12 protein-coding genes are annotated in these 19,497 nt (G+C 70.8%); 5 read left to right on the forward strand and 7 right to left on the reverse strand.

What is annotated here, in order from left to right; genetic code table 11:
- Positions 1-4 precede the first annotated feature (4 nt).
- On the reverse strand, positions 5-1,090 hold the full coding sequence (locus QHF89_RS37185; RefSeq protein ID WP_136929662.1) for a methyl-accepting chemotaxis protein: 1,086 nt from the start codon (positions 1,088-1,090) through the stop codon (positions 5-7).
- A 60-nt stretch (positions 1,091-1,150) separates the two neighbouring features.
- The gene (locus QHF89_RS37190; protein WP_170229137.1) at positions 1,151-2,338 is read right to left on the reverse strand and encodes an FIST signal transduction protein; all 1,188 of its coding nucleotides are present in this window, start codon (positions 2,336-2,338) and stop codon (positions 1,151-1,153) included.
- Between the two features lie 337 nt (positions 2,339-2,675).
- On the opposite strand from QHF89_RS37190, the gene QHF89_RS37195 reads away from it, so the two are divergent.
- Positions 2,676-4,391 (forward strand): protein kinase domain-containing protein, encoded by a 1,716-nt coding sequence (locus QHF89_RS37195; RefSeq protein ID WP_284721419.1) that lies wholly within the window; start codon positions 2,676-2,678, stop codon positions 4,389-4,391.
- Positions 4,391-5,461 (forward strand): PEGA domain-containing protein, encoded by a 1,071-nt coding sequence (locus QHF89_RS37200; protein WP_136972793.1) that lies wholly within the window; start codon positions 4,391-4,393, stop codon positions 5,459-5,461. The genes QHF89_RS37195 and QHF89_RS37200 overlap by 1 nt, the downstream gene beginning before the upstream one ends.
- Positions 5,462-5,599: 138 nt before the next feature.
- On the opposite strand, the gene QHF89_RS37205 is transcribed toward QHF89_RS37200, so the two are convergent.
- From QHF89_RS37205 to QHF89_RS37215, 3 genes are all read right to left on the reverse strand, one after another.
- Complete coding sequence (locus tag QHF89_RS37205; RefSeq protein ID WP_136972794.1) at positions 5,600-7,336, reverse strand: ABC transporter substrate-binding protein; 1,737 nt, start codon at positions 7,334-7,336, stop codon at positions 5,600-5,602.
- A gap of 116 nt (positions 7,337-7,452) precedes the next feature.
- The gene (locus QHF89_RS37210; protein WP_136972795.1) at positions 7,453-9,993 is read right to left on the reverse strand and encodes a dynamin family protein; all 2,541 of its coding nucleotides are present in this window, start codon (positions 9,991-9,993) and stop codon (positions 7,453-7,455) included.
- A 31-nt stretch (positions 9,994-10,024) separates the two neighbouring features.
- The gene (locus QHF89_RS37215) at positions 10,025-11,473 is read right to left on the reverse strand and encodes a hypothetical protein (protein WP_136972796.1); all 1,449 of its coding nucleotides are present in this window, start codon (positions 11,471-11,473) and stop codon (positions 10,025-10,027) included.
- Between the two features lie 101 nt (positions 11,474-11,574).
- Between QHF89_RS37215 and QHF89_RS37220 the strand changes: the two genes are divergently transcribed.
- Complete coding sequence (locus tag QHF89_RS37220; protein WP_136972797.1) at positions 11,575-13,932, forward strand: outer membrane protein assembly factor BamB family protein; 2,358 nt, start codon at positions 11,575-11,577, stop codon at positions 13,930-13,932.
- Between the two features lie 811 nt (positions 13,933-14,743).
- Here QHF89_RS37220 and QHF89_RS37225 read toward each other — a convergent pair.
- Both QHF89_RS37225 and QHF89_RS37230 read right to left on the reverse strand, forming a co-directional pair.
- Positions 14,744-15,181, reverse strand: a complete 438-nt coding sequence (locus QHF89_RS37225) for a septal ring lytic transglycosylase RlpA family protein (RefSeq protein WP_284721420.1) — start codon at positions 15,179-15,181, stop codon at positions 14,744-14,746.
- A gap of 110 nt (positions 15,182-15,291) precedes the next feature.
- The gene (locus QHF89_RS37230) at positions 15,292-15,810 is read right to left on the reverse strand and encodes a hypothetical protein (protein WP_284721421.1); all 519 of its coding nucleotides are present in this window, start codon (positions 15,808-15,810) and stop codon (positions 15,292-15,294) included.
- A 120-nt stretch (positions 15,811-15,930) separates the two neighbouring features.
- On the opposite strand from QHF89_RS37230, the gene QHF89_RS37235 reads away from it, so the two are divergent.
- Positions 15,931-16,812, forward strand: a complete 882-nt coding sequence (locus QHF89_RS37235; RefSeq protein ID WP_136972799.1) for a hypothetical protein — start codon at positions 15,931-15,933, stop codon at positions 16,810-16,812.
- Positions 16,813-16,840: 28 nt separating this feature from the next.
- A complete protein-coding gene (locus QHF89_RS37240; RefSeq protein WP_136972800.1) occupies positions 16,841-19,321 on the forward strand; it encodes a hypothetical protein in 2,481 nt (826 codons plus the stop codon).
- The last annotated feature ends 176 nt before the right edge of the window (positions 19,322-19,497 follow it).

Raw genomic sequence — 19,497 nt, forward strand, 5'->3', positions numbered from 1 at the left:
AAGCTCAAGCCTCCGTGCCGTGGTCGTGGGCCCGGATCGGCTCCGTCAATCGGGCCAGCCGATCGAGCGCGAGCTCGGCCTGCTCCACGCTGATCTTCGTCTCCTGCGTGGCCATGTTGATCTGCTTCATGCCTTGCGCGATCTGCTCGAGCCCGAGGCTCTGCTGCCGCATCGCGCCCGTGATCTGCCGGGCCGCGCGCGTCGTCTGGTTGATGACGTAGACGAGCTGCCCGAGGCGCTCGCCGATGCGGCGCACCTTGGAGCTGCCTTCGGTCGCGGCCTTCGAGCCCTCCTCGGTGACCATCGCGGCGCTGTGGCTCGCCTTCTGGATCTCGCCGAGGATCGAGCGCACCTGCTGCGTCGCTTGTTTCGACTGCTCGGCGAGCGTGCGGATCTCGAGGGCGACGACGGCGAAGCCGCGCCCGTGCTCGCCAGCCTTCGCCGCCTCGATCGAGGCGTTCAGGGCGAGCAGCTTGCTCTGCTCGGCGATCTCGTTGACGCTGCTGATGATCTCGCCGATCTGCTGCGTGCGCTCGGTCAGATCGAGGATCTTGGCCGCGATCAGCTCGACCTGCTGGCGCAGCCGGTCGATGCCCTCGATCGCGGCGACGACGTCGCGCTGGCCGTCCTGCGAGATCTGCTCCGATTGCTCGGCGATCTGGATGATCCCTTCGGCCTTCTCGACGTTCTGGATCCCGACCTCGTTGAGCTCCTCGATGGTCGTCGTGATGTCGTTGACCATCCCGGCTTGCTGGCTGCCGCTCGCGGCTTGCTGGCGCGTGCTCGCGAGGAGCTCGGCGAGCGTGCCCGCGACCTGCTGGCCGAGCGTGCGCATGCGCGTCGCGGCGGCGACCCCACGGCCGGCCTTCCGGTTCGAATCGACGAGCGTGGAGAGCGCCGCGTGGAGGCGGGCCGCGCGCGGCTCGTCCGCCGGCGGAGCCGAGAGCTCGCGCCCGTCGTCGCCGCGCGCGATCGCCTCGACATCGGTGACGATGCGATCGAGGTAGACGTCGATCTTGCGCCGCGTGACCGCGCGGCGTGCCGCGGGATCGCGCTCTTTTTGCTCGTTCGAATCCGTCTTGTCAGCCACTTGCTCTCCGCTTCTCAGCTTCGGCTCGGTCGCCCCGTTTTTCAACCCGGATCGTCTGCTTCAGTCGGGCAGGATCGCGACGACCGAGGTTGAGTTGTGCCAGCCAGACTGCTGTCCGGGCGTGAGCGCGATCTCGCCGTACGTCTCCCAGCCGATCAGCGGCACGTCCTGACCCACGACCGAGCGGAACGCGGCGACCTGACGCTTGTATTGCTCGCCGAGGAAGATCCGGCGGCAAATGCAGTCGAACACCAGGACGGCGCCCGGCCGGCCCCCCGCGAGGTTCACGAGCGCGCTGCGCGCCGCGTGCTCCGCCGCGGACACGAGCTTCTCCTCGGTGCCCGTCATGATGGCGACGCTCGCGCCCACGGGCACCTCGGAGGCCATGACGATCGCGCGCTCGTCGGTCGCCTTGAGCGGCGCCCGGATCTTGTACTCCCCGCTCGACGTCAGCATGCCGAGCTCGTGCGTGATCATGAACGCGTCGCGGTTCGCCTCCGTGAGCGGCTCGCCGATCCCCGCCGCGAACCGCTCGTAGGCGTCGAGCGCCGGGCGGCCGTCGATCTCGTGAATCACGTTGCCCGCGGCGCGCGTCACGATCATGCTCGGACACGCGGACGAGAGGCCGTGCCGCACACCGATGCCGATCGGCGTCTTCGAGAACGCGGACACCACGACGATCGCGTCCGTGTAGTGCCGATCGTCGAGGAAGACGTCGGTCCGCGCGAACTTCGCGTCGTCCGCCGCGGCGCCGCCGACGACCTGCGCGAGCATGCTTGCGCTCGCGTGCACCGACTCCACGATGTCCTCGCCCTGCCCGGCGAGCCCGTCGCTCAGCACGATACACGTCGCGTGCCCGAAGCCCGCCGTGCGCGCAGCGCGGTGCTCGGCGGCGAACGATTTGAGCGCCTCGGTCGTCGCGCTCTGGCGCATGGCCTTGAGGCCGCGGCCGAAGCCCACGCGGAAGCGGATCACGTCGCTCTTGATCGCCATCACGGCGACCGATCCGTGTCCCACGTGGGCGTGCGTGAACTCGCCCGCGGTCGAGCAGCCGACGAGGGGTACGGGCCCGATGATCTTGCGGATCGCGGGCAGGAGCTTGCCGTAGTCGTGGTTCGTCGACGCGAAGACGAAGACGATGTCCGCTTCCCCGCCGCCGAGCGTGCGCAGCGCCTCTTGCGCGGCCGCCGTCCCCGCGTCGGTCGAGGACGATTCGTTCGAGAAACCGACACCGGCCCTTGTCGTCATGCGCGCCTCCCGTCGATGCGACGAGAGCCACGGTGCCCGACCTCGGGCCCCTCCGTCAACCGCCCCCCGGACAGCCGCGGCGTGCGAGCCACGCCGCGCGAGGACCTCCCTTTCGGTCCTTCGCGGGGCTCGATGTACCCTGCGACACCAGCTCTCGCGCGAGCCTGGATCCACGCTTCCGGTGCGAACCGTGCGCCCGTTTTTTTTTGCGCACCAAAAACTCGCATCGATTGCGATCCAGGGGCACTCTTCGGTAGCATGCTTTGCAGTGGGGGCGCGTACTGGAGCACGCGCACCACAGATCCGATCCGGCTCTCCAGCGAGGTGAATGTCGACCATGGAGGGGTCCAGCGTCACGAAGGGGCCCGAGGCCAATACCCTCGGCAAATACAGGCTCATCGCCGAGCTCGGTCATGGCGGCATGGCCGAGGTCTATCTGGCCGTCGTGCAGGGACCTGCAGGGTTCAACAAGCTCTGCGTGATCAAGCAGATCCGCCCGCAGCTCGCGACGGATCCCGAGTTCCTCGGCATGTTCCTCGACGAGGCCCGGCTCGCGGCGCGCCTCTCGCACCCGAACGTCGTGCAGACGAACGAGGTCGGTCAGGAGGGCGATCGGTACTTCATCGCGATGGAGTACCTCGAAGGGCAGCCGCTGAACCGCATCCTGCACCGGATCGGCCGCGACGGCGGGCTCACGCTCCCGATGCACCTGCGCATCATCGTCGACATGCTCTCGGGCTTGCACCACGCGCACGAGCTCACGGATTTCGACGGCACGCCGCTCAACGTCGTGCATCGCGACGTCACGCCGCACAACGTGTTCGTCACGTACGACGGTCAGGTGAAGGTCGTCGACTTCGGCATCGCGAAGGCGATGAACTCGTCGGCCGAGACGCGCCTCGGCGTGGTGAAGGGCAAAGTCGCGTACATGGCGCCCGAGCAAGCGCGCGGCGAGCGTGTCGACCGGCGCGCGGACATCTTCTCCGCGGGCGTGATGTTGTGGGAGGCCGCGACGGGCCGGCGCCTCTGGAAGGGCATCCCGGATCTGACGGTCCTGCACCGCCTCATCAACGGCGACATCCCCTCGCCTCGCTCGGTGGATCCCGACGTCCCCGAGGGCCTCGAAAAGATCGTCATGAAGGCGCTCGCGCTGCGCCGCGAGGATCGGTATGCGACCTCGACGGACCTCGCGACCGCGCTCGAAGAGCTCCTGGATCAGATGGGCGACAAGTCCTCGCTGCGCGAGGTCGGCAAGCTCGTCGCGAAGCACTTCGAAGAGAACCGCTCGAAGATCAAGCAGATCGTCGAGGCGCAGCTCAAGGCCGCGAAGTCGATGGCGACGACGGAGTTCCAGTCGATCGGCCTGCCGCACCTCGACGGCACGTCGGCGTCGGGCCCGATGTCCGTCGATCGGACGGGCGCGCGCGAGGCGATGTCGAGCCAGGATCTCTCGTCGCCCGGCACGCGCCGCACGAACGGCGTCTCGTCGCCGACGTCGCTCACGGCCTCTGCCGCCGCTGCGACGAGCACGGGCTCGCAGGCCGCCGCGGGGCCGAAGCGTGGGGGCCTGCTCGGCGCCGTCGCGCTCATCGCGATCGCCGCGGCCGGCGTGGGCGTCTTCGTCATGACGCGCCAGCCGCCGCCCGCGCCGCCGTCGCCAGCGACGGCCACGCCCGTCGTGGGCGACATCGAGGTGACGATCACGGTCACGCCGCCGAACGCGAAGATCTTCCTCGACGGCAAGGAGCTCGCGACGAACCCCTACGTCGGCAAGTTCCCTCGCGAGGACAAGACGCATATCATCAAGGCGGAGGCCGCAGGTTTCACCACGCGCAGCCGCGACGTGACCTTCGACAAGGACCGCACGATCGAGATGGTCCTCGAGCAGCAGGCCGCGGCGCCCTTGGCCACGCCGCCGCCCACGGACACCTCGAAGGAAAAGACCAAGGTCATCTTCGTCCCGCAGCCGACCACGACCGCCGAGGATCCGATGAAGACCGGCGGCACCAAGAAGACGAACCGCACCGTCGACCCGAACAACCCGTATCAGTGATGAAGACATCCCGACGTATCGCCCTCGCGGTCGCCCTCTCGCTCCCCGTCGTCCCCCTCGCCGTCTCGGCCCAGCAGCCCGCGGGCGGGGCCCCGGCCGCCGCCCCCACACCGCAAGCCGAACCCACGAAAGAAGCCAAGGAAGAAGCGTCGCGGCGCTTCAAGCGTGGCATCGAGCTCTTCGGCGAAGGCGACTACCGCGCCGCGCTCATCGAGTTCCGGCGCGCGTACGAGCTCGCTCCGAATTACAACGTCCTCTACAACATCGGGAACGTCTACTTCCAGCTCCAGGACTACGCGAACGCGCTCGTCTCGTTCGAGAAGTACCTGGCCGAGGGCGGCGCCACGATCGACCCGAAGCGCCGCGCCGACGTGGAAAAAGACATCGAGAAGCTGCGCACCCGCGTCGCGCGCGTGGAGATCGTGACGAGCGTCCCGGACGCGGACGTAACGATCGACGACGTGCTCGTCGGCAAGTCGCCCTTCACGAAGCCGCTGCTCGTGAACCCGGGCCGCCATCGCATCGTGGCGACGAAAGAAGGTCGCACGAGCGCCTCGAAGACCATCGAGGTGGCGAGCTTCGACTCGGAGAAGGTGACGCTCGATCTGCCCGAGCTCGCGCCGAAGCCGCTCGAGACGGGGACCGTGCCCACGACGCTACCGACGGCGCCCACGGCGACGGCGCCGACGACGAGCACCGCGCCCGTGACCCCGCCTCCCCCGCCCCCGAAGTCGATCCCGTGGGCCGGATGGGGCGTGACGGGTGCGCTCGCGGTCGGCGCGATCGCCACGGGCGCGCTCGCGCTCTCGAAGAGCGGCGAGCTCGCGGATCTGCGCAAGCCCGACTCGGGCGCGACGAAGACGCAACTCGACGACGCTTCGAGCTCCACCGCGACCCTCGCGCTCGTCAGCGACATCTTCACGGGCGCCGCGGTCGTGGCGGGCGCCGTGACGCTCTACTTCACGGTCCGTGATCCCGGGCCTGCGAAGGAGCAGCCCAAGACGGGGCTGATCAAGAGCATGGACGTCGGCGTTTCGCCGACGGGCTTCACGTTGAAGGGCAGCTTCTAGCTCCCTCCCCCGCCCGTCAACGAAGGCCGCGGCGCCGAAAGGCACCGCGGCCTTTTTCGTGTCCGCACCTTTGCGCGTGCATTCGAAACGAAAACGCCGCCCCGAAGGACGGCGTTCCGTTCCTTTCAGCGCGCCGCTTTACTTGCAGGCGTCGGTGAACGTGCCCTTGAGCATCTGCGACTCCGCTTCGTAGTACTGGCCGGAGAGCTGCTCCTTGGTCTTGCCGGTTCCGTCGTCGGACAGGCAGAACACCTGGACGTTCGCTGCGGGATCATTCGTCTCGGGGTCGAAGTCGAGCGGGCCGAAGGCGCCGTTGTAATCGATCGACTTGTATTCGCCCGACATGAGCTTCTTCATCGTATCGCTGAGCTTGCCCGGGCCGGAGTTGATCTCGCCGACCATGGCAGGATCCGCGTTCGACATCTTCGTCATCCCCTCGGCGAGTTTCTGGCCCGTGATGACGCCGTCGGCGATCGTCGACGCGCTGTAGAACAGCAAGTAGGCGGCGTCGTACGCGCTCGCCGCGCCGAGGATCGAGGGGTCGCCGTTCTCGGTCCCGAACGTCGTCCCGTATAGATTCACGAAGAGCTGGTAGTTCTGGTCGGTGTTCTGCGGGCCGGGCACGACGCCCGTGGTGCGCTTGCGCCAGTCGGCCTTTGCCGCTGCATCCGCCCCGACGTCGATGGCACCCGCGAGCGCGCCGGTGTTGTAGTTCGAGTCGGAGAAGACGTACCGCGGCTTGTACCCGAGCGCGCTGTTCCACCCGATCTCGATGGGGCCGTACAGCGACGACACCGCCTCGCCCGTTCCGAACATCAGGACGATGTGCGAGCCGTGGTTCTTCACCGCTTCGATCGTCTCGGGGTACTTGGTCGTCCCGTCGGGATCGCCGTAGTCGACGAGGAGGAAGTTCTCGCCGTTGTTGAGCGCGGTCTTGCCGTTGAAGGTCAGCGTCGCCTCGAGGGCGGATCGGAGGCCCCGGCCGTAGGCGTCGCCCTTGTGGACGAGCGCGAGCTTGATCGGCTCGTCGGTGAGCCCAAGCTCCTCGCGGATCCGCTTCTCGAGCTGCGGCACGTACTGCAGGATCGCGTTCGCCTGGAAGATATCCGAAGGGACCGTGCGCCACAGGAGCCCGGCCGTCGCGCCGTCCGGCGTGTCGTCGACGCCCGTCAACGCGATGCCCGTGGCGGACGCGCTGATGAGCAGCACGCGTGCGTCGAGCGTCGCCTGGTTGGCCGTCTCGAGCGCGACGCCGCTGAATGCGCCGCCGATGATGGCCTGGACGCCGAGGTTGTCGATGAGGTGCCTGGCCGCCTTGACGCTCACGGTGGCCTCGCCCGCGTCGGTGCAACCGATCATCACGACGGGGCGCGGGGACCCTCCTCCGACCGAAGGCAGGCCACCCACGTTCCCCTTCATGTCCCGGATGGCGAGCCGGATGCTGTTCTCCATCGACACGCCGATCTCGCCGTCGAAGCCCGTCGCCGTGGTCGGATGGATCGAGCCGATCAGGAACGCGTTTTCGACCGTCGGATCCCCCTCGATGACCTGACATTCGGGGGACTTCAGCGGTTTGCACACGCCGGACGCCGCGCCGGGCGCCTTGCGGCAGAACTGCTCCGCGCCGGCCGCGCTGCATTCGCTCGTCTTCGCGCAGATCACGTCGCCGCCGCCGACGCAGACGCCTTCCTCGCACTTCATGCCGTTCGGGCAATCCGTGTTCACGGCGCACTGCTTCGTGCTCGTGTCGACGAGGACGGAGCAGGAGGGCGTGATCGCGACGAGACCGAGCGCGAGCGCGAGCGCGCCGAAGAGGCCCCGCCGATACGAATTTCGCTTCTGCACGTCACCGCTCCCGCCAAAGGACAAATCCATGATCTTGCCTCGATCCTGCAACACTCTTCGAGCGAGATGATACCCGCGTGAAGGCGCGCGGGGAGCACGAAATGCGCGGTCCGTGGGCCTCGGATCGTTTTTCCGGGCCGGGCCGCTCACGTCTTTGCAGAGAGCGCGCGCTCCACCATCGCCGCGCGTTGCTCGAGGAGCGCGAACGGCGCCGCGGGCAGGCCCACCTCCGCCGCAGCCACGAGCGCCGCCGCGAAGGCCACGATCGCAGCTTCGATCACGCGCCCGAGCGGCCGATCGACACGCTCGGCAGGCGTCTCCAGCGCGGCCACCGCGCCCATGAGCGCGGCGCGCACGGAGGCCGCGGCCGCGGGCGGCGTCGCGACGCCGGCATGCTGCGCGATCTCCTGCACCAAAGGCTCCGTGAGCCTGGAAACGAAGCGCTCTTCGACATAGGCCTCGAGTCCAGGATCGGTGCGTTTTCGCTCGTCCGTGAGGTCGCCGAGCGGGCGCAAATCGGCCGCGAGCATGCGCCGCGCCGGCTCGAGGGCCTTCTCGATCGAGGCCACGAGGTTGCGTCGCTCGTGGCGGAGCTTGGCCGCGGACGCGAGGAGCGCCTCGTTCGTCGCGCGCGCCTCCTCGATCTTCGCGCGATCCTCCGCGGCGCGCGTCGACGCGACGGACGCGAGCTCCCGCGCGAAACGCAGCGCCCTCCGGCGCAGGGCCCGCTCGCGCAGCTCCGCCGATCGATCGACGATCCGCTCGGCGAAGAGCGCCTCGACGCCCGCCCACCCCGACGCTTCGAGCGCGTCCCCGTCGCCGAGCTTGCCCTTCAAGGACAGCCGCGCCGAGAACGCGAGCGGCGGCGCGTAGGAGCCGATCCCCGTCTCCTCTAGGCTCGTCTGCACGTGCACGAGCACGCGCGCGAGCTCGTCGGGCGCGAGGCGATCGGCCTTGTTGACGAGGATCTGCACGGGCACGCCGAGGCCTTTGATCTCGGAGAGCACGCGCCGCTCGCTCTCCTTCATCGGCCCGCTCGCGTCGAGCAGCCACACGGCGACGTGCGCCTCGTCGAAGGCCTGCCGTGCCGCGGCGATGTGATCGGGATCGGGCGCGTTGAAGCCCGGCGTGTCGAGGATCTCCACGCGCTTGAGCCGCTCGATCGGCGCATAGATGAAAACCCGCTCGACCCGCTCGCCGCTCGCGGCGAGGCTCTTCAAGGCAGCCTTCAAGCCGACGTGCGGCACGACGCGATCGGGCGCGCCGCGCACGACGATCCGCGCGAAGGGATCCGGCGCCCACGCGACCCAGTGCATCGTCGCGGTCGTCGGCAAGACGCCCGTCGGCGCCACGTCCTCGCCGAGCAGCGCGTTCAGGAACGTGCTCTTGCCCGCGTTGAACTCGCCCACCACCGCGACGCGCAGCGGGCGCGCGCGCTCGACGGCGATCGCCTCGACGCCCGTGACGACGTCGAGCCGCTCGAGTGCGCGCGCGGAGCGGCCGAGCTCGTCGAGCAGATCGGGCCACGCGGCGATGCCCTCGTCGGGGACCCAGCTCCGGATGATCCCGCTCGCGATCTCGGCCGACCACGCCGCGGCCTCGCCCGAGACACGTTCGAGCTTGGCGAGCGCGGCGCGAGGACGCCCCTCGGCCGCGAGCACGGCGCCCTCGCGCAGCGTACGCAGGTCCTCGGGCAGGCGGCCCGGATCCCGCGCGGCGAGCGCATGCAGGGCGTCGAGATCCCGCGTCTCGGTGGCGAGCCGGAGCAGCGCAGCCGCGGCGCCCGCATGCCCAGCGGACAGGCCCCGCGAGAGCGCGGCGCGCGCGTCGGCGCGGCGGCCCTCCGCGAACGCGAACGCCGCGGCCCACGCAGGCTCCTCCATGAGGCCCGCGGCCGTCACCACGCGGCGCGCGCGATCGACGAGCAAGGCGTCGCGGCAGCCCGCGATGAGCGCGGAGAGCAGCTCCGCGGAGCCCGGCGCGTCGAGGATGCAGGCGCGCAGGCCGAGGTCGAGCGCGGGCGACCACTGTCCCTGCGCGAACGCGAGCCGCGCGCGGACGAGCGCGCCGCGACCGTCGATCCGCTCGGGATCCACGGCGGGCGCATACCGCTCGGCCGCGGCCATGTCGCCGAGCGCGAGCGCGCACTCGGCCCGCCGCAACGCGACCTCGCGATCGGGCGCCGCAGGCAGCTCGTTCCCGCTCGTCGCGACGACCACGAGCGACGCGCCGATGCGGTCGAGCCAGCGACCGGCCCGCGCCGGATCTCCGGCCCAGAGATCACGATCACACAGGTCGAGGAGCGCGAGCCGCGCGGCCTCACGCACCTCGGGCGCGTCGGCCGCGCGCTCGAGCGCCTCGGCCGCGCGCACGTCGCCCATGCGCGCCCGCGCCTGACCGAGCCGCAGCCACACGTCGGCGCGCCAGGGGACGAGCGTGGCGAGTTCGTCGAGCGCCTCGGCCGCCTCGTGATCGAGCCCCGCATCCTCGGCGGCGTCCGCCCACAACGCGAGCCCGAGCGGCGAGCCGGGCACACTCGCGAGGATGGTCCGGGCGAGGTCGCGCGCTTCGAGCGGGCGGTCCCGCGCGAGCGCGTGTTCTGCAGCGCGGCGCTCGTTTTCGAGGCCACGCGCCAGGATTTCGACCCGTCCGAAGAAGTTCGACAGGCTTTCGACGAGCCGCGCCATGGCTGCATCAAAGGCCGGCCGCGGCTTCGGATCAAGGGGCTTCGCCCGTGGCGTCCCCTGCCGCGTCGGTCCGTCGCCGCAGCACCAGGTAGGGCAAGCCGGGCACGCGGCTCTCCGCGCTCACCACGAAGCTCGCCGCCATGTCCGGAAAACGCGCGATCCGCGCCTCGACGCCGCGCTCGAAGATCGAAGCCGTCCACGGCGTCTCAGCACGCGCGCCCGGCGCGAGCAGGAGGACGAGCGTATCCACGCCGCGCGCGTCGAGCATCGCCGGCGCGATCCGCTTCGTCGTGTGTCCGCCCGGCAAGGCGGCGATCGCCGGATCCGTGAGCCCCGCGAGATCCACGATGCTCGCCTCGGTCGCCGCGCCGACCCAGCCCGCATCGAGCGAAGCCACGACGCGGGCGCCTTCGAGCGCAGGCCCGAGCTCACACACGAGCGCGGTCCGAGCCGCGCCGACACGCGCGGCCACGGGGCCGATCTTGATCATGACGAAGAGCTCGCCCGCGAGCGCGAGCGCGACACGCGCCGCCGTCACGCGCGCGTCCGCGACAGAGCCGAGGTGCGCAGCCGCGAGGATCACCACGGGGAGCACGGGGACGACGAGGCGCGAGAGCGGCATCCAGTCGCCGCCCGCGACCGCGACCGCGGCGAAGTGAACGGCGACCGCGAGCACGAGGCCGCGCACGAACGACGTCGATCGAAGGAGCGCGCGCGGCGCGACGAGCGCGAGCGGACCCGTGAGCAAGAAACACGCGAGCGCGTACTTCGCGCCGAGCCAGGGATCCGAGGGCTTCGCGAGCACCGCGAGCGGCGTCGGACGACCGAACACGGCGAGGCGAATCGCGACGACGAGAAAAAAGGGCGCCGCCGCGAAGGCCGCACGAAATCCCTCCGCGCGTCCGAGGCGCATCGGCTCCCCCGGCGGCGGCGTGATCGCGACGACGAGCACGAACGGCAAGAGCTCCGGCCGAAGCGCAGCCGCGAGCCCGAGCGGAACCACGCACCCTCTCGGGCGCCCGCGCGCGACGAGGCACACGCCGACCGACACGAGCGCCGTCGCGAAGCCCGTCTCGAGCCCCGCGACGCTCCACGCCGCGAGCGGCGCCGAGGCGGGCAACATCACGAGCGCAGCCCAACGCGCGCGCGCCGAAGACGCACGATCGATCGTGACCGCCAGCATCGCCGCCGCCGCCGTCCATACGAGGAGCCCGAGGACCTTCGCCGCCGCGAGCGCATCGAGCGGTCCCCCCGCAGCGAAGGGCGCGAGCAGGTACGGAAACCCGAGCGGCGTGACGGCGTCTGTGATCGGCCCGTGGACGTTCCACCGGTAGCCGAGGCCACGCGCGATGTGGGTCGCGTAGCGCGCAGGGAGGAGCGCATCGTCGACGGTGAAGCCGAACAAGAAGAGCGCCGGCACGAGCGCGAGGGCCGCGCCGAGTGCGGAAATTCCGAGGGCGCGCGGCCAAAAAACCGGCACGGACGGGCTCCTAGCGACACTCCATCGGTTTGTCCACTCCGCGACGATCGATGCACAAAACTTAGGAAGCGACAGAAGCCTCTTTAGCATTCGGCCCACGGATGACCGGCCTTACTCTCGTTGCCCGACGCCCCGAGATCCAGCCTGCCTCGACCCCCTCGGTCGACGGCCCGGCGCTGCGCGCGCTCTTCGACCTCGTGCTCGATCGAGCCCCCGACGCCACCGTCCTTCCCGAGCGTGACGCGACTGCGCTCGTGATCGACCTCGCTTACACGGTCGCGGACCTCTGCGCTTTCCGGAGGCGTCGCGCCGCCATCCGCGTGAGCCTCGGCGGAGAGCCCTGGGAGCTCGGCCTCGAACGCGCCGGGCGAGACGTACTCGTCTCGCTCGCGCAGACGAGCTCGAAGCCCGAAGTGGCGATCCACGAGCGACGCGTCGACGGCGACGCGCTCTCCACGCGGGTCCTCAGCGCCCTCGACGCGCTCGCGCGCCCCTCGGAGCAGAGCGCCATCGCCTCGCTCGCGTCCCTCGACGGCGAAGGCCCGCGCTCCCAGCTCTACGGAGAAGCCGCGCGTATCGCCGCAGCACGCGAGCACCTCGCCGCGAGCGCGCCCTTCGGCGCAGGCGAGGACCTCGCCGAGCCCGCCGTCGTCGCCGTCGAGCCCACAGGCGACGTGCCGATCACGATCGCGGCCGACATTCTGATGCGCACGCCCGCGCCCTCGGCGGCAGCGGAGACGGCCGTGCAGCGCGCGGATCTCTTCGCGTTGCTCTTCCGCGGCAAGCTGCGCGTCATCGTGGGCGAGCACGCGCGCGAGCTGCCCGACGTGTTCGTCTTCCTCTTCGCGGAGCAGCTCGTGGAGATCACGCTCGAAGCGCTCTCCGCGTGGGCACTCGGCCGGCCCTACTACCGTCGCCTCACCATCGGCGGCGCCATCTGCGCGGTGCGCATCCAAGGCGAAGGCCACGCCTCGCTGACGATCGGCATGCCACGCCGCGGCTCCGACGAGCGGGGCCACGTATGGACGTTCCCCGCCGTCGACGTGGGCGCGCTCGTGCAAAGCGTCGTCGCCTTCGGTCGCGCCCTCGCGCGGAGCGTCGTGCGCCGCGACCGCGCGCAAGCGCAAAACCTCCGGCTCTCCGCCTTCCGCACGAAGGTACGCGAGCTCGGCGAGCGCATGCGCGACCTCACGCGCGACGACTCGAAGATCAACGTCGCGCCCGAAGGCTACCGCGCCTTCGCCGCGTCCCTCCGTCAGCCGCCCCAGCCGGCCGACGACGAGACGCTCGCGTCGAGCCGTCTGCGCTACACGCCGCGCTGGTTCGCCGCGATCCCCTCGATCGACCTGCGCGCCACGTTCCTCTGCGGCGACGCGCTCGTCGTCGGCGCCACGCGCGAGCTGTCCTGCATCGACCGGCGCACGGGCGAGCTCGCCTGGACGCGGCCCGTGACACGCGCCGCGAGCGTGATGACGCCCCTCGGTCTCGCGCGCATGGAAGCCGAAGGCGCGCTCCACCTGCACGACCTGCAGACAGGTGACGTCCTCTGGACGACGAGCCTGACGCCGCGCGCCGGCGCGAGCACCTCGGGCGTGGTCGTGAGCACGCCAGGTCTACCGCGCATGCTCGTCGTGAACGAAGGCACGCGCCATCTCGCCGCGATCGATCTCCACGGCGGCGAAGTGCGATGGCGCTACGCATCGCGGAGGAGCGGGATGTTCCGGCTACGTCGCGCCGGCAAGCTGCTCGTCGTGGCCTCGGGCGAGTCCGCACTCGTCGCACTCGACGTGCTCACAGGCGAGGTCGTCTGGCGATTCTGCGACCGTCGTCGCTTCGCCTCCCACGTGACCGTCGATCACGACGCCCTCTTCGCCGTGAGCGGCGACGGCGCCTTCGTCGATCGCGGCAGCGCACGTCTCCACCACATCGATCCCTGGTCCGGCGCCGCACGCTGGAGCATCGATCTACCCGCCGACACGCGCCCCCTCGGCGCCCCCCTGCTCGCCCCCGACACCGTCGTGATCCAAACGCACGGCCGTCGCGGCACAGGTCTCGTCGGCTTCGACCGAGCCACAGGCGCCCCGCGCTTCGACATCGTCGCCTGCGCCTCCGCCGCCTCCACGCTCGTCGTCGACGGCACCGTCATCCTCAACAGCGAAGGCGGCGAGCTCGTCGCCATCGACGCAAAAGACGGAGCAACCCGTTACCGTCACGTCTTCGGCGGCGCCGAAGGCGACAGGCCCCGCAGGCTCGAACCCATGCTCCGCTCCGGCGCCCTCTTCGTCCCCCAAAGCGAGCTCTTCGTCGTCCGCCCCCAAGACGGAAAGCTCCTCGGACGCGTCCCCGCCGACCTCGTCCCCGACCTCTTCCGCGTCGACGAACGTTGCGACGTCTACGTCGTCGAAGAAAGCGGTCACATCGCCGCCTTCTCCACAGGCCCACGTCTCCGGCTCGTGTAAGCAGAGGCTTGCACGGGAGCGTCGCGCTGAGGCGTTGCCCCAGGCCCCAGGAGGGGGCTGTCCGCCCCCTCCACCCCGGACCAGCGAGGCGCTGGACCCAGGGTCGATGAACTGCGCGATGCGCAGTTCATCGAACGGGCGTGGACAAGGCGGGGGACGGGTCTGCCAGCCAAGGCCGCGGCGCGGACGAGGTTCGGGGGGAGGCGATGAGGGGAGCGACGCGCTCGTCCTCGATCGGCGCCCCACCGAGCCGTTGTTGTTGGGCATGTCGACAGACGACATGGATCGTCGTTCTCGTCTGTTCCGCGCCGCGACAAGCCACAGCTCCGCCACAGGGCATCGGTCACGAAGCCGTGACAAGGCCCGTCGGCGCAGACGGGCAAGTGTCTCGCCGCCGAACACCTAGCGACGCGTGTTCCCCATGGAAGGTCGCGGCCGACGACGAGGTCCAGAAGCGGCCGACGATCCTTGTCGAGCAGCCGAACACGCGCTGTCACCCGCCCACGGACCTCGTCGCGGAGGACCACAAGCCAGCGTCGAAACCAACGCCAGAGGAGCCGGCAGCGCCCCCCCCGCAATCGCCTACCGGCGACACCTGTCGCGCAGCCGAACAAACCCCGTCGACGCATGAGCGCACGTGTTCGGCGACGCATGAGTTGCCGTGCATCGCGGCCTTCCCCTGCCTGTTCGATGAACTGCGCATCGCGCAGTTCATCGACCCTGGGTCCAGCCCCTGGCTGGTCCGGGTCCAGGGGTGGACAACCCCTGGTCGGGGTCCGGGGTGAAACCCCGGCTCCGCGCCTTACCTGTGTCAGCGACGCTTCTTCTTCGCGGACTTCTTCGGCGGCATCGACACGACGCGCAGCACCACGTCGGCGACGCCCATCCGCACGATGCCCAGGGCTTCGGCGGCGCGGCGTGACAGATCGATGATCCGCCCTCGGACGTGGGGGCCTCGATCGTTGATCCGCACCTCGATCGATCGGCCTTCGCGCTCCACCCGCACGATCGTGCCGAAGGGCAGCGTCTTGTGGGCGGCTGTCATCTCGGTTGGCTCGTACGGCTCTCCGCTTGCGGTGGGCCGACCCTTCAGCTTGTCCGAGTAATAACTCGCTCCGCCGCGCTCGATCTCCCCTGCCCCCGACGCGCCTGCGGACGTGGCTTCCGGCGTGACGGCGCCTCGCCCTGCTGCTTCTGCGCTGCCGCCGCAACCTGTGGACAGGCTGAGGACCGTTGCGAGAACGAGCACGGAAGAGGGGCGTCGAACCAGCATGATCGGGAGGCGCGCCGAGAGCGCGGCCTACGTCCCGTCTATCCCGACATGCTGGGGGCTCCAAGCAAATTGGACGGCGGGGAGGCCTACGTGGGGGCCGTCGCCGGGGGGTGCTCACGTTGGCCGGGAGCCTGCGCGCCTGCCTCTTCCACGGCGGTGGCGGTGACGCTCGGCGTCGGGAGTTGCTTTGCGCCGGCCTTGGATCGCACGAACCGCGCGAGCTCCACGAAGGGCACGCGCGTCGGGCAGATCTCTTCTTTCTGCGCGAGCACTTCCATCGGCACGTGCGCGAGAGAACGCGCGGCGGCGTCGTAGTCCGGCATGCTGCGTGACGACGAGAGCACGATCGTCATCAGACCGGGGTACTCCCCGCCGGAGGCTGCGATGCGATCTGCCTCGCCCACGTCGCAACGCCCGCATGCGATGCATCGCGAAAAACTCGCGATGCGCTCGCGTTCTGCGGCGTCGAGCGCCGGCAGACCGTCGGCGTCGTAGTTCTCGTGGAACAGCGGGAGGCCTGTCTTCCGCCCGAACAGCCTCCCGACGAGGACCTTGAGCAGCGACCAGGCAAGCACCACGAGAGCGAGCGCGCGACCGGAGAGCACGTTCTCCCTATAGCAACGTGCGCGCCTCGGGGCAGGCGTGGTTTCGACGACGACACGAACGAGCTGCCCGGGCCTTTGGATCCAAGCATCGCCCGAGACGTGGTAAGACCCCGGCAGGAGATGCGCTTCTTTCGCGACTGCTTTGCCACGTTCGCCTCGACCCGCGTTGCCGCGCGACCTTTCGTGTTCGCGCTCCTCGTCGCCCTGGCCACCTCGGCCTGCAGCGGCACCGGCGACGGCGGCACGGGGGATCCGCCCAGCAAACCTGCCGCCGATCCTTGTGGCGGAGGCGACCGACTGCCTGACGTCGTCGGAGAGCCGACCTGGGTCGATCCCACCCAGGCGATGAGCAAATCGTGCAGCTACCCGCCCGACCGACCGGTCAGCCTCTCGGGCCTGCGGATCGTCGCCATCGATCGCTACGACGAGACCGGCAACGGCGCGTCGGGCAACTACTACGTACAAGACGGCTGCGCTGATCCCATCGGGCCCTACGCGGGCATGACGGTCTACGCGCCTTCGTTCAGCCCGCCGGATTTGCGCCTCGCCGAAGGGGACGTCGTCGACGTGCTCGGCAACCTCATGGAGTTCGCCGGCCCCACGAGCGGCCCGTTCCCGCAGTGCCGCACCTTGCCGGAGATCGGCGGCACGATGACCTTCCGCTTCGAGCTCGGGTCGGCGCTCCCTGCGAAGACGATCCCGACCACCGACCTCAAGACGTACGAGGGCGCGCGCCAGTACCTCGGCATGCTCGTGCGCATCGAGAACGTCGAGATCGCGGACAAAGCCTACGAGAGCAGCGGCCGCTACTCCGCGCCGATCGACGTCGGCGGCGGCATCAGCCAGATCGACGTGCCCAGCATCTCGAACGAGCTCTTCGACCTCAAGAACGAGGGCCCGCTCCTCGCCGAGGGCGTGAAGTTCAAGTCTGTCACCGGCGTCGTCACCTACTTCTACGGCTTCAAGCTCGCGCCTCGCTCCGCGGCCGACTTCGAGCTCTGACCACCGAGCTCCGCGCCTCGCACCGGCCATGATGACGACGCCCGAGACCGCGCCCGAGACCCTCCCGCGGCGGCCTCCGTCGCGCACGTTCGTACACATCGCCGCGCTCGCCGCGCCTCTCGTGCTCGCCTCGTGCAGCGGCGCGAATACATCCTCCACGCGGGGCGGCCCTTCCGTGCTCGCCACGCCCGGGAGCGCGCCGATCGCGGGGATCGAGGTGCACGCCCTCGACGAGCGCCCGCGCCTCACGCTCGTGAACCGCGACGGGGATCCTGCGCCCGCCATCGCCGTCGCGTTCGCCACCGATCCGGGCCCGGCCACGGCGGCCGCGCTCTCGGCGCTCGTCGAAGCGCGCCTCGTGGCCGCGGGGTTCGAGACGCGCGTGCGCGCCGATCGCACCGGCTTCCGTGTCGAGTGGCTCGTCGACACCCCGACGCGCGTCGCGCCCTTCCTTGCCGCGCTCGTCCGCGCGATGCGGGATCCCGTCGTCGCAAACGGCCCCGAGTCGCCCCTCGTCACGCGCCGCCTCGCGGCCTTGCGAAAGACGCCGATCGACGCGCCCGAGCTCGCGGCGATCGCAGCATGCACCGGTCGCCTCGGCCTCTCGCCGAGCGAGTCCATGCCCGATCCCACGTCGCCCACGTTCGCCGGCGAGCTCGAAGGACAACGCCGCGAAGGTCTACACGCCGGCCGCGCCGCGATCGCCGCCGTCGGCCCCGCGTCGTTCGGCGCGCTCGTCGCGAAGGCGCTCGAGGCGAGCGAAGGATGGCCCGTCGGCGAGCCCGCCGCCGATCCCTTCCCGACCGCGGACACCGTCGCGAGTTACGTCGCGCCGCCGCAGAGCGCGCCGCGTGGCCAGGTCACGCTCGCCGTTCGGCTCGGGGATGCCCTCGGCGCGGTCGCCATCGCCGAGCGCCTCGCGGCCCCCGGCTCACCGCTGCATGCGCGGCTCGGCAGCCTGCCCGAAGCCTTCCACGCCGTGGAAGTCGTCGGCGTCGCGCGCGCGCGCGGCGGCTGCGTGAGCGTGACGATCGAGCCCGACACGCGCCTCGACGCCGCGGCGCTCGAGCGCGCCGCCGCCCGCGCGGCCGCCATCACACGTCACGAGATCCGCCTCGAAAGCGCAGCCCCGACGAGCGCCTCCGTCGCGATGCGCCAGATCCTCTCCGCAGCCGACCCGCGCGACGCCGCATCCCGCGCCGCCTGGTGGGATCTCACGACGCCCGTCCCCGCCGCGCCGCCACGCGTCGCCGTCGCCCTCGCCTTGCCGCCGCGCGCCACGCCGACGCCGGGTTCGTCCGGGCGCGCGTTCGCCGCCGAGCTCGAAAGCGCGTGGGCCAAAGCGAGCGAGCCCGTCGTCGAGCGTCGCGCCGCGGTCGAGCGTGGCCAAGGGGAGGTCTGGGCCCTCGTCGCGAGCCCTTGCGGCGTCATCGACGAAGGCGCCACCGACGCAGGCCTGACGGCCCTCGCGATGCTCGCCGCATCGGCCTCGCGGGATCCGAACGCGGGCGTCGCGCTCGAACCGTGGATCGGACCGGACGGCATGGGCCTCGTCGCACATGCCGCGCCGCGTGACGAACACGAGACGTCCGTGGAGCTTGCGCGGCGTATCGGCGACGCAGCCGCGCGCGCCTTGTCGCCGGCCGCGCTCACGCCGATCGCGCTCACCGAAGCGCGCACCTCGGCCCTCGCGCACCTCGAGCGCACGACCGGCCGCGGCGGCGTCGCCTTCGAAGCGCTCGCCTCCGCGCTCGTGCCCGAGCATCCTTCATGGCTCGATCCGCTCGGCATCTACACGCGCGTCTCCGGCGCAGGCCTCGAAGGCACGCGCCTCCACCTGCGCACGCTCCTCGAAGGGCCGCTCCGTCTCGCCGTCCTCGCAAACGCAGACGCCGCGCAAGCCACGGAGCTCGCACAAGCCGTCGATCGATGGCTCGTCCCGCGCTCACCTGCACGCGCATGCCCGACGCCAACACGCGGCGCATCTCGCACCGGTCCGCTCACCGCGCGCCTCGCGCGGGACGCCGGCCTCGCGCAAGCGCTCATCGCAGCACCCATGCCAGCCGTAGGCGCCCCCAGTCACGACCTCGCACTGTTCGTCGCGCTCGCGCTCGGCGGCGAAGGGGGTCTCCTCGAAGCCGCACTCCCGCCCTCGGGCGGCGTCCGCGCCACCACGCGCATCGTCGGCACGAACCAAGCCGCCGCGCTCGTCGTCGACGTCCGCGCGCCGTCGGATCTGCTCGCATCCGCGGTGACCGACATCCGCGCGCTCCTCGGCCGGCTCTCACGCGCAGGCCTCAGCGCACCGGAGTTCAGCCGCGCAGCAGCACTCGCGTCGCGACGTGACACCGAGTCACGCGCCGACCCGCGCCGCCGCCTCATTCATCTCTGGTCCGGCCGCAGCCAAGCGCCCCGCGAGACGCCCACCCCCCAGGCGCTCACCACGTTCCTCGCAACGTCGCTCGCCGAAAGCACGCTCGTCGTCGTCGAGGCACACCCGGATCCCTGACGGCTCTCGTCGCGGAGGCCGTTGCGCCGGGGCGCTGCCCCGGACCCCGCGGGGGCTGTCCGCCCCTCGACCCGGACCAGGCACGGCCTGGACCGAGGGTGGAAGAACTGCGCGGTGCGCAGTTCTTCCAACGGGCCGGTGGCAAGACCATGGAGGTGGGTTTCAAGCCGGCGACG

It is taken from the genome of Polyangium sorediatum, assembly GCF_029946465.1.
GTDB lineage: Bacteria > Myxococcota_A > Polyangia > Polyangiales > Polyangiaceae > Polyangium > Polyangium fumosum.